9 protein-coding genes, 1 tRNA gene and 2 pseudogenes are annotated in these 10,467 nt (G+C 70.1%); 7 read left to right on the forward strand and 5 right to left on the reverse strand.

Annotated elements, in window-relative coordinates; genetic code table 11:
- Positions 1–352 precede the first annotated feature (352 nt).
- From AB0I83_RS23400 to AB0I83_RS23410, 3 genes are all read left to right on the forward strand, one after another.
- Positions 353–1,738 carry an FAD-binding oxidoreductase gene (locus tag AB0I83_RS23400; RefSeq protein ID WP_363305991.1) on the forward strand — a complete coding sequence of 462 codons (1,386 nt, stop codon included), beginning with the start codon at positions 353–355 and terminating at the stop codon, positions 1,736–1,738.
- 210 nt (positions 1,739–1,948) lie between these two features.
- The gene (locus tag AB0I83_RS23405) at positions 1,949–2,107 is read left to right on the forward strand and encodes a hypothetical protein (RefSeq protein WP_363305992.1); all 159 of its coding nucleotides are present in this window, start codon (positions 1,949–1,951) and stop codon (positions 2,105–2,107) included.
- 101 nt (positions 2,108–2,208) lie between these two features.
- Positions 2,209–2,430 (forward strand): hypothetical protein, encoded by a 222-nt coding sequence (locus AB0I83_RS23410; RefSeq protein ID WP_356534968.1) that lies wholly within the window; start codon positions 2,209–2,211, stop codon positions 2,428–2,430.
- A 186-nt stretch (positions 2,431–2,616) separates the two neighbouring features.
- On the opposite strand, the gene AB0I83_RS23415 is transcribed toward AB0I83_RS23410, so the two are convergent.
- Both AB0I83_RS23415 and AB0I83_RS23420 read right to left on the reverse strand, forming a co-directional pair.
- Entirely contained in the window at positions 2,617–3,960 is a 1,344-nt protein-coding gene (locus AB0I83_RS23415; RefSeq protein WP_363305993.1) for a sugar ABC transporter substrate-binding protein, read from the reverse strand.
- Positions 3,961–4,357: 397 nt separating this feature from the next.
- A complete protein-coding gene (locus tag AB0I83_RS23420; RefSeq protein WP_356843370.1) occupies positions 4,358–5,812 on the reverse strand; it encodes an MFS transporter in 1,455 nt (484 codons plus the stop codon).
- 165 nt (positions 5,813–5,977) lie between these two features.
- On the opposite strand from AB0I83_RS23420, the gene AB0I83_RS23425 reads away from it, so the two are divergent.
- From AB0I83_RS23425 to AB0I83_RS23440, 4 genes and pseudogenes are all read left to right on the forward strand, one after another.
- Positions 5,978–6,433, forward strand: a complete 456-nt coding sequence (locus tag AB0I83_RS23425; protein WP_356534963.1) for a MarR family transcriptional regulator — start codon at positions 5,978–5,980, stop codon at positions 6,431–6,433.
- 212 nt (positions 6,434–6,645) lie between these two features.
- Positions 6,646–6,972: a hypothetical protein gene (locus tag AB0I83_RS23430; protein ID WP_363305994.1), complete on the forward strand. Its 327-nt coding sequence runs from the start codon at positions 6,646–6,648 to the stop codon at positions 6,970–6,972.
- 352 nt (positions 6,973–7,324) lie between these two features.
- A pseudogene (locus tag AB0I83_RS23435) lies at positions 7,325–7,495 on the forward strand (YdcF family protein); the annotation flags it as partial.
- A gap of 30 nt (positions 7,496–7,525) precedes the next feature.
- Positions 7,526–7,885 (forward strand): WbqC family protein, encoded by a 360-nt coding sequence (locus AB0I83_RS23440; RefSeq protein WP_363306084.1) that lies wholly within the window; start codon positions 7,526–7,528, stop codon positions 7,883–7,885.
- Between the two features lie 507 nt (positions 7,886–8,392).
- Here the strand turns inward: AB0I83_RS23440 and AB0I83_RS23445 are convergent.
- The 3 genes and pseudogenes from AB0I83_RS23445 to AB0I83_RS23455 form a co-directional block, all read right to left on the reverse strand.
- A tRNA-Lys gene (locus AB0I83_RS23445) sits at positions 8,393–8,466 on the reverse strand.
- A gap of 91 nt (positions 8,467–8,557) precedes the next feature.
- Positions 8,558–10,114, reverse strand: a complete 1,557-nt coding sequence (locus AB0I83_RS23450; protein WP_363305995.1) for an amino acid permease — start codon at positions 10,112–10,114, stop codon at positions 8,558–8,560.
- Between the two features lie 103 nt (positions 10,115–10,217).
- Positions 10,218–10,467: pseudogene (locus AB0I83_RS23455) on the reverse strand (RNA helicase); the annotation flags it as partial.

Here is a 10,467-nt window from a genome sequence, read left to right on the forward strand (position 1 = left end):
TTCCCCGCACGGCAGGAATGCCCGCCGACGGGAAGGACGCGTCAACACACCCCGAAACCTGGGCAGTCGGCCTGCGCGACGCCTCATCCGCAAAGACCGCCGGACCGCCCGATCCCGCTTCCCGCAGGACCTCCCGGCCGTCTCCTCACCGCACAGGACCTCCGAGTCGGGCCCCGACGCCGCCCTCCGCGATTGCGGGCGCCCCGGAGCGGCGGGACGCTTGGAGGACACGACATTCGGTGTTCGGTCCCGTCTGCGCGGCATTCTCAGGTGCCGGCGTCGGCCCGCAAGCAGCCTCACCCGCCGAGATGGAGCCAGGGGAGGCCGGGCGCGCGCTCGCGAGGAGACGGCCATGGACGGCACCACACTCGAGACGATGAGGACCGCCCTGCGCGGCCCGGTCATCGGCCCGGACGACCCGGGGTACGAACAGGCACGCTCGGTCTACAACGCCATGATCGACAGAAGGCCATCGGCCGTGGTGCGCTGCCACGACACGGCGGACGTCATGGCCGCTGTCGACTTCGTCCGTGAGCACGGTCTGGAGTTCGCCGTGCGCGGCGGCGGCCACAGCGGCCCCGGCCTGGGTGTCGCCGACGGGGCCGTCACGATCGACCTGTCCCCGATGGACGGCGTACGCGTCGACCCGGCGACCCAGACCGCCCAGGCGGACGCCGGCGCGACCCTCGGCGAGCTCGACCACGCGACGCACGCGTTCGGCCTGGCCACACCGGCGGGGATCATGTCCACGACCGGCGTCGGCGGGCTCACCCTGGGCGGCGGGCACGGCTACCTCACCCGCAAGTACGGCCTCACGGTGGACAACCTGGTCTCCGCGGACGTGGTCCTGGCCGACGGCAGTTTCGTGGCCGCGAACCCGAGCGAGAACGCCGACCTGTTCTGGGCGCTGCGCGGTGGTGGCGGGAACTTCGGCATCGTCACGTCGTTCGACTTCGAGCTGCACCCCGTGGACACGGTCGGCGTCGGGATCACCGTCTGGCCGCTGGAGCTCCTCCAGGACGTGATGCGCTGGTACCGCGACTTCCTGCCCCAGGCACCGGACGACCTGTACGGCTTCTTCGCCTCGCTGTCCGTTCCTCCCGCTCCGCCCTTCCCCGAGAAGATCCACGGGCGGAAGATGTGCGGCGTCGTCTGGTCCTCCACCGCGGATCCGGCCGCTCTGGAGCAGACGCTCGCCGTGGTGGACGAACCGGGTCCGCCCGCCTTCCACTTCACCGCGCCGATGCCCTACCCCGCTCTCCAGGCCATGTTCGACGCACTGCTCCCGGCAGGACTCCAGTGGTACTGGCGGGGCGACTTCTTCGACGGGATCACCGACGACGCGGTCGACGTGCACGCGGCCTTCGCGGCGAGCCGACCCACCGACCTGTCCACCATGCACCTGTACCCGGTCGACGGAGCCGCGGGCCGGGTGGGCCCCGACGACACGGCCTGGGCCTACCGGGACGCCGTCTGGTCCGGTGTCATCGCGGGCATCGACCCGGACCCGGCCAACGCGCCGGCACTGCGCGACTGGGCCGTAAGCTACTGGGAGGCGCTGCACCCGCACTCGATGGGCGGTGCTTACGTCAACTTTCTCGGGGCAGACGAAGGCCGGGTCCGGGTCAGGGCCACCTACGGCGGCCATCTCGACCGGCTGGCGAAGGTCAAACAGGCCTACGACCCGCACAACCTCTTCCACGCAAACCAGAACATCGAGCCCGCACCGCCGCACTGACCGTCACGCCGGGCTCGCAATTCCGGGGGAAAGCCGTGCCGGGAGGGTTACAGTCTGCTTGCACCGCATGATGGTCCGGACGCCCCCGGAGCGGCGCGACACCGGTGGCGGCTCCTCTTTCGCCGTACCGGTCGGGACCAGTCCGGCCATGCGCACCGGCGGCTCGGTCACGGGGCGCCCACCTCACACCTATACGTACAGGACACCGAGATGACCACCACGACTGCCCGCACGACCCCGCGGCAGCACGACAGTGCGATGACGACGGCGAACACCGCCACCGCCACCGCCGCCCCGCTGCCCAGCCCGCAGTACGCCGGCCTGTTCATCGAGCCGGACCTGCCGCCGTTCACCGACGACTCCGAATGAGCGGACGGGCCCGGACGGACGGCCCCGGCCGTTGTCGGATCGACCGCCGCCGGGTGCCCCGCCACGAGTGACCGGCCCGGGCGCACGGTCGTTGGACGACCATGCGCATCCGTATCGGCGTGGTCGTCCTCGCAGTGGTACTGCTGATCGCCGCGTTCATCTCCAGCATCCCGTCCGAGGCAGAGGCCGAGGCGGCCTGTCGGCGGGCCCTCGACAACACGTCGACGTGGACCGAACGGCCGGACGAGTGCGCGGACGTGTCCGCGGAGTCCTACCGGACGTTCCTCATGATGTACGCGCTGCGGCAGGAGGGCCTGGACTGACCAGGCCGTCCCGAAACCCGGCCGCGGAGCATGTCCCGGTCCGCCTTCGGTCCCGCACCCTTCCGTCCGGGGCGGGGGCGGAACGGCAGTGCCGTCCCCGCACCCCGTCCGGCCCGTGAGCCCCGTGCCCGCCCGGCCTCGCAGGGACGGGCGGCGGCACCACAGGGCCGGATGCCGGCACGGTCGTCAGCCGGCCTGCTGCTCCTTCCACTCCGCCTGCGCCTCGTCGAGGTTCTCGGCGAGCGCGTCCAGGAAGTCCTCGGCACTCGTCTTGCCGAGCAGGACCTTCTGGAATCCGGACTCGCTGTCGGCCTTGGACAGGGTGTTCCAGTCGGGCAGGTAGTACGGCAGCTGGACGATCTTGGTGTCGCCGGAGAACAGGGCCTCGGCACCGAGCTTGGTGGTCTCCGCCTCGTCGAGCCAGGGGTCCTCGGCCGCTTCCTTGTTGGCCGGGATGAGGCCCGCGGACTCGCTGAACTTGGAGTTCGAGGCGTGGGACGCGGCGAACTCGATGAACTTCCAGGCCGCCGCCTTGTTCTCGGACGACTTGAGAAGACCCAGGCCGGACACCGGGTTGGAGACCATCACCCTTGTCCCGTCGGCCAGTTCGGGCTGAGGGATACCTCGGAACGCGTCGACTCCCAGCGAGCTGACGTGGTCCTGGTACGACCCCAGGTTGTGGTTCAGCATGGCGATGCTGCCGGAGTCGAACTGGGCGACCATCTTGGTGAAGTCGTTGTTGAGGTCGGCCTCGGGTGTGGCCTTGCGGTAGAGACCGGCGTACTTCTCCAACGCGGCCACGTTCCTGGGGTCGTTGACGGTGGTACTCGTCCCTGACTCGTCCCAGAACGACTCGATCCCCGACTGCCCGTACATCGCGTCGAGCGCCTGGGCGATGGAGCCCGGGCCGCCACGGATGGTGTAGCCGAACCGGTTCTTCTTCTTGTCCGTCAGCTTCGCCGCGGCCCTGTAGAACTCGTCCCAGGTACCCGGCTCGTCCAGCCCGGCCTTCTCGAACAGGTCGGTGCGGTAGTAGAGGACGCCGTTGGTGGCGGAGATCGGCACCGTGTACATCTCGTCCCGCCCGGCCGCGCTGCGTACGTTCTCGATCATCGCCTCGTTGAGCCTGCCCTTCAGCGAGCTCGCCTCGACCCGGTCGTCCAGCGGCTCCAGCGCGTCCTGCGCGGTGATCCCGGCGACCATCGCGGCGCCCACGCCTCCGACGTCCGGCAGTCCGCCGCCCTGGATGGCGGTGTCGTACTTGGACTGGGCCTCGGTGGAGGCGATGCCCACGTACTGCACGTCGATGTCCGGGTTCACCTTCTCGAAGTCGGCGATGATCTCCTTCCAGATCGCCGTACGGACCCCGCCGTTCTCGTCCCAGAAGACGATCTTCCCGGTACCCGGACCCTCGCTCCCCTTCGCTCCGGCGATGCCGCTGCCGTCGTCTCCGCAGGCGGTCGTGGTGAGGGCCAGCGCGGAGACCAGGGATATCGCGGCGGCCAGGCGGCTGTTACGGGGCTTGATCATGTCGGCTCTCTTCTCTGGGTGCTCATCGGCGCGGCGCGGGGGCTGCGGGCGCCGCACCGGTGGAGCGGTGCGGGTGTGCTGCGGAGAAGCGCGGGGTCCAGGTGGTCCGCAGCTCACAAGGAGCCGCGGAGCAGGGGGCGTTCGCCTGTGGACGCCGGGGGGCGCGTGTGGCCGCTCAGCGTCTCCCCGGGTGCCGGGGGCGGCACGGGAGAGGGCCCGGGGCTGGCTGCATACGACTCTCGGCTCTCATATCGCGTCTCATATATGACATACGAAGAACAACGCGATGAACGTAAGTCCGCCCACACGCACGGTCAATGCCCGTGCAGCAGAAAAGTTCCGGATCGCCGGAGCGCCCCGACCGGTCCGACCGGTCGGGGCGCTCCAGGTGGTGCGGTCAGGCCTTGACCGAGACCTTGTCGGCGGTGGCCGGGCCGGCCTTGTCGCCGCCGGCGCCGGGCCGGGCGAGCCCCGGGATGAACGCGGCGACGGCGGCGGCCACGAGCGCCACGGCGCAGCCGATCGTCAGGCCGACTCGGAACCCGTCCTCGGAGGCGAGCGAGAAGCCACCGAGCTCGATGGTCATCTGCGCCAGCACCACACCGATGACCGCCGACCCGATCGTGGTGCCGAGCGATCGCATCAGGGTGTTGAAGCCGTTGGCGGCGGCGGTCTCCGAGATCGGGACCGAGCTCATGATCAGGGCGGGCATCGCACCGTAGGCGAGGCCGACACCGCTGTTGATGACGATCCCTACGATCATCAGGCCCCAGGCGGAGCCCATGAGGAACAGCGAGAGGCCGTATCCGGCGGAGATCACGAGCGCACCGAGGACCAGGGCGATCTTGGGTCCGCGCGCGTTGATGAGCTTCCCGCCGAGCGGCGAGACGATCATCATCATCACGCCGCCGGGGGCCATCCAGAGACCGGCCGCCAGCATCGACTGACCGAGGCCGTAGCCGGTGGCCTCCGGGAACTGCAGCAGCTGCGGGGCGATCAGCATGAAGGAGTACATGCCGACGCCGACCAGGATGGAGGAGATGTTGGTCAGCAGCACCCGCGGACGGGCCGTGGTGCGCAGGTCCACCAGCGGGTCACGGGTGCGCAGCTCGTAGAACCCCCAGGACCCGAGTGCCACCACCGCGACGGCGAACAGCCCCAGCGTGGTGCCCGAGCCCCAGCCCCAGTCGGCACCCTTGGAGATCGCCAGCAGCAGGGAGACCAGTCCGATGGCGAGCCCGACGGCGCCGGGCGCGTCGAAGCGCTGGCCCTTGGCGCCCGCCGGGACGTCGGGGACGAAGACGTAGACGAGCGCGGCGACCGCCAGCGCGAGAACCGCGGAACCCCAGAACAGCACGCGCCAGCTGGTGTATTCGGCGACGGCGGCCGAGATCGGCAGGCCGAGCGCGCCGCCGATGCCCATGGACGCGCTGACGAGGGCGATCGAGCCGCTGAGCTTCTCGGTGGGCACCACGTCACGCAGCAGTGCGATGCCCAGCGGCACCATACCCATACCCATGCCCTGGAGACCGCGCCCGACGATCATCGGCACCACGGAGGAGGCCAGTGCGCACACCACGGAGCCCGCCACCAGGGGAACGGCGCAGGCCAGCAGCATCCGGCGCTTGCCGAGGAGGTCGCCGAGCCGGCCGGTGACCGGCACGCACACGCCGGCGACCAGGAGCGTGACGGTGACCACCCAGGCCGCGTTCGAGGACGAGGTGTCCAGGATCCGCGGCAGCTCGGCGATGAGCGGGGTCACCAGCGTCTGCATGATCGCCGCCACGGTGCCGGCCAGGGCCAGGGTCGTGATCACGCCGCCTGCGCGGGCTGTGGGCTGGGGGGCTTCCATTTGGAGGATCCTCTGCTGTCTGTCGGCGGCAAGATTGGCATCGTACACTTCTATTGCATCATGCACATTATGTGGCCTATGCACTTCCACGTAAACATACGATGAAGTCGAGCCCGCACGAAGAGACACCGGCCTCGCCCGGCAGGAAGCAGGAGGCGCCCGCACATGGACAGGGCCACGCAAGAGGTCGAGTACGAGCAGATGCTGCTCAGCCGTCACGGGCTGCTGAACCAGAGAAAGGGCCGCCGCAAGGACGGGCTCCTGGAACGCAGCGCATACGTCCTGCTCAGCCGCATCCGCGTCCAGGGCCCGATGTCCGTCGGCGAGCTGAGCGAGGCCTTCGACCTCGACGTCTCGACCCTCAACCGACAGACCGCCGCGGTGATGCGCGCCGGCTTCGTGGAACGCATCCCCGATCCGGACGGCGGCATGGCCCGCAAGTTCCGCATCACCGAGGAAGGCACCCGGACCCTCGACGCCGAACGAGAGGGCATGGTCAGCGCGCTGGAGCGCGTCATGGCCGACTGGCCCGACGAGGACATCTCCGCCTTCGCCGGGTTCCTGCGGCGCTTCAACTCCGACATCGAACGCATCGGCGGCCGCCCCTGGCCCCGCCCCTGAGCCCGGAGCGGACCGACCGGCTCGCGGCCGCGGGGAAACCGGGCTCGCGGCCGCGGGGAACGGGGGAACCCTGGGGCCGCGGGGGCGCTCCGGAACCCGATCCGATCTTCACCGTACGAACATAGGTATGAGTACTCATGGCGCAGTCATCGCCCCGAGGGCATCGTGTGCCTCACACCGAGCAACACGGTTTCCCTACATCGGAGTTAGAGATGACCGCCTCGTCGCGCAGCCTGCCCCAGTCCCTTCGGCACACCCTGCTGAACCCCGTCGCCCTGGGCTACCTGGCCGTCGTGGCCGCCGTCGCCGTATGGGTCGGCCTCGACACGCTCCTCGTCGAGCGGGCGGACGCCAGTTTCGCCGGGGTCTGGCTGTTCATCGTGACCGCTCCGACCTCGCTGCTGTTCGCGGCCCTTCCCGGTGCGCTGCCCTTCGCCGGTGTCGCCGTCGGGGCCGTCGTCCAGGCGCTGGCGCTCGGCGCCGCCTACCGCTGGGTTCTCGGCCGGACCTCACGGCGCTCCACCACCGCCGGCGCCTGAGAAGACGCCATCGGCCGCCACCGGGCTCCGGTGGCGGCGCGGGAGCCGGCAGGTCTCTCGTCACGCCGTCGCCCTCCGTGCGCGAACGGCTCATCGAGGGCGGCGACAAGGAGAGTGGAGGGTATGGCGATGTGCAGGAAGTGCGGTGCGCGGAAGCGCCGTTGGCCCCGCACCTGTACCCGGTGCCGTTCCCGGTCGTCGGATCGGGGTGAAGACGCCCTGGAGGTCGCCGAGCTGGCCGTGGAGACAGGACTCCTCGGGTGGATCGGGCGAGGCCTCGTGGGCCTTGTGCGGCTGGCACTGCGCGCGATCGGTTGACCGCCACTTTCTCCGGGGCGCGATGCAGGCCGGCGACCTGCTCTGCGCGTCGGAGCCGTTGGAGCTCGACGACTACGTGAAGTCCATCGGCGACGAGAAGCTCGTCCTGGACATGCTCGTCGGTGATCTCCAGCGGGTCATCGAGTATCCGAAGCTCGGATTCGCCATCGAGCAGGAGGTCCCGGAGGACGTACTGGATTCCTTCGGCACCGGCAGGACCGCCACTGTTGCCGAAATCTCCACCCGTGTTCTGCTCGGCCTACTCGGCTGGCAGGGCAAGATCCTCACCAGCAGCCATCTGCCCTCACGGCCAGGCCGCTCGCAGTGGCTCGCCGACCTCTCAGCCGTGACCGGTGCCCGCGCGTCTGTGTGTGGGACCGGCGGCATGACCTACCTCGCCCCGGCACCGTTCGCCGCCGAGGGGATCGCCGTGATGCCGTTCCAGCCGCCGACGACCAACGTCTGGTCCTCCGGCCGAAAGCTCAGTGCGCTGTCGGCGTTGGCGGCACTCGGCCCGCAGGACGTGGCCGCCCGCATGCAGAGGCTCGCCTTGGACCATGGCCTTCTGGTGGCCGCCTTGACCACCGCCCGTTAGCTCTTCGTCCGGATCAGCGGCGTGGGTGGCTCGGCCGAGCGCCTGCCAGGCAGAAACGGTGAGGGGGACAGCGACGATGACGGCCCACAGGGCGGGCTCGTTGCCGGTGTGAAGGCAGCAGTCAGTGTCCACGGCAACGCCGGTTCGTCTGTCGAGATCCGCGACATCTCCGTCACGGTGACGCCCCAGGTAGAGCCCGCGCCTGGCGCGGTAACCGGTCCGCCAGGCTGTGGGGCCGGCCCCGAAAGAACCCGCGCACCTGGTGGTCGGCCTGGACACGCTGCCACCGAACCGCCCTGTCCCCTGGACACGTGCGCTCAGGCGCCGCCCAGCGCTCCTCACAGCCAACAGTCCCCCGCAGAACGGCGCTGGTAGCGCCTGCTGCCGGAGCGTCCGCCCGCGCAACGCTCATGCAAGAGGCCTGGAAAGGCGAAGCGCCCCGGCCGGCCGAAGCCGGTCGGGGCGCTGATCAGCAGGTCAGAAGGGGTACCCCTGCCCTGCACCAGGTAGGCCGTGTGGGACTCGAACCCACAACCAACGGATTAAAAGTCCGCTGCTCTGACCAATTGAGCTAACGGCCCTTGATGGATCACCCCCCGAGCATAGCTTCCCCGGGCCCGGCAGCCGATCGGGTATCGGGTGCCGGGCCCCGTCGGGTCCGGAGCGGGCGGGTCAGTCCGTGGTTTCGCCCGTGATCGTGCCCTTGTGATCCGGGTCGGCCGGCTTGAGGAACCAGTGTCGGGCCGACACCAGCCACCAGACGGCCGCGAAGCCGAGCACCACCAGGACGGCCAGCGGCGCGTAGTTGAAGCTCTCCCAGGTGACCGGGGACACCTGGGGCAGCATGAACAGCACCGTGATCACCGCGACCCAGCCCACCGCGACGATGCCGACGGGCCTGGACCAGCGGCCCAGGTGCCAGGGGCCACGGACGAAGTCGTCGCCCCGCAGCAGCCGGAGCAGGGTGGGGATGACGTAGGCGATGTAGAGCCCGATGACCGCGATGGAGGTCACGGCGGCGTACGCGGTCACGTTGATCAGGTACGGCAGGCCGAGGGCGAGGGCGCCGAGGGCGGCCAGCCAGACCGCGGCGACGGGGGTGCGGGTGCGGGGGCTGACCGTGTGCCAGACGCGGGAGAAGGGCAGCGCCCCGTCGCGTGAGAAGGCGTAGATCATACGGCTGTTGGCGGTGACCGAGGCCATCCCGCAGAACAGCTGCGCACCGATCACCACGAGCAGCAGGAGCTTGCCCGTGGTGGCGCCGAGCGCGTCCAGCAGGATCTGGGCTGGCGGGGCTCCGGTCGGGGAGTTCAGTGCGCCGTCGTACGACTGGATGGCGAAGGTGAAGCCGAGCAGCAGCACGAAGCCGGCGATCCAGGAGGTCCAGATCGACTGCACGATCCCGCGCGGGCCCGCCACGGCCGCGTCGTGGGTCTCCTCCGTCATATGGGCGGAGGCGTCGTAGCCGGTGAAGGTGTACTGCGCCATCAGCAGGCCGATCATCACGACGTAGAAGCCGCTCCCCCAGCCGGTGTTGTTGACGAACTCGGTGAAGACGTACGACGCCGACCGGTGCGAGTCCGGCACGAACGTGAGCGCGCCGACGATCACGGCGACGCCGACCACGTGCCACCAGACGCTGACGTTGTTGAGGACGGCGACGATGCCGACGCCGAAGGTGTTCAGCAGGCCGTGCAGGATCAGGATCGCGGCGAAGAGCAGGATCGTGCGGCCGGGTGTGACCTCGAAGCCGAACTGGAGGTTCAGGTAGGCGCCCAGGAAGGAGGCGGCGCCGAAGTCGATGCCCGCGGTGACGGCGACCTGGCCGAGCACGTTGAACCAGCCCGCGAACCAGGCCCACGCCGCGGCCGAGCGCGGCGGGGCCAGGCGGTGCGCCCAGAAGTACAGGCCCGCGGACGTCGGGTACGCCGAACAGATCTCCGCCATGGCCAGGCCCACGAACAGCGTCATCAGGCCGACGGCGACCCAGCCCCAGGTGATGACGGCGGGGCCGCCGGTGTTCATGCCGAACAGATACAGCGTCAGGCAGCCGGACAGCACCGAGATGATCGTGAACGAGACGGCGTAGTTGGAGAAGGCGGACATCCGCCGGGCGAGGACCTGCGTGTAGCCGAGTTCGGCCAGCCGCTCCTCGTCGGAGGTGGCGGCCGGAGGGCTCTGGAGGGCACCGGGTGGCGGATCGGCGGCCACGGCTTCGTCGTTTGTCATGCCCCCAGCGATGCCCTCGCAGGGCCGCCGGAAACGCCTCGGGGCCCGTACGGCACCGAAGTGCCGTACGGGCCCCGAGGGCAGTTCAACGGGTCAGCGGGACTCAGCCGTTGCGCTTCCAGCGCGGCTTGTCGTCGCGGCGGCCGAAGGTGCCGGTGCCGGTACCCGTGCCGGTGCCACCGCGGTGGTCGTCACGACGGCCGGTCGGGCGGTCGGTGCCACCGGAGCGGAACCCGCCCGAGGGACGGTCGTCGCGGCGGTCACGGTTGAACGGGCGGTCGCTGCCACCGGAGCGGAAGCCACCGGAGGGGCGCTCGTCACGACGCTCGCGGTTGAACGACGGACGGTCGTTG

The organism is Streptomyces sp. NPDC049970 (assembly GCF_040660235.1).
Classification (GTDB): Bacteria; Actinomycetota; Actinomycetes; order Streptomycetales; family Streptomycetaceae; genus Streptomyces.

Excerpts from the sequence above, each read along its gene's own strand:
- AB0I83_RS23410 (WP_356534968.1), top strand. The coding sequence starts at position 2,209 with ATGCGCATCCGTATCGGCGTGGTCGTCCTCGCAGTGGTACTGCTGATC.
- AB0I83_RS23430 (WP_363305994.1), top strand. The coding sequence starts at position 6,646 with ATGACCGCCTCGTCGCGCAGCCTGCCCCAGTCCCTTCGGCACACCCTG.
- AB0I83_RS23425 (WP_356534963.1), top strand. The coding sequence starts at position 5,978 with ATGGACAGGGCCACGCAAGAGGTCGAGTACGAGCAGATGCTGCTCAGC.
- AB0I83_RS23405 (WP_363305992.1), top strand. The coding sequence starts at position 1,949 with ATGACCACCACGACTGCCCGCACGACCCCGCGGCAGCACGACAGTGCG.
- AB0I83_RS23415 (WP_363305993.1), bottom strand. The coding sequence starts at position 3,960 with ATGATCAAGCCCCGTAACAGCCGCCTGGCCGCCGCGATATCCCTGGTC.
- AB0I83_RS23420 (WP_356843370.1), bottom strand. The coding sequence starts at position 5,812 with ATGGAAGCCCCCCAGCCCACAGCCCGCGCAGGCGGCGTGATCACGACC.
- AB0I83_RS23400 (WP_363305991.1), top strand. The coding sequence starts at position 353 with ATGGACGGCACCACACTCGAGACGATGAGGACCGCCCTGCGCGGCCCG.
- AB0I83_RS23450 (WP_363305995.1), bottom strand. The coding sequence starts at position 10,114 with ATGACAAACGACGAAGCCGTGGCCGCCGATCCGCCACCCGGTGCCCTC.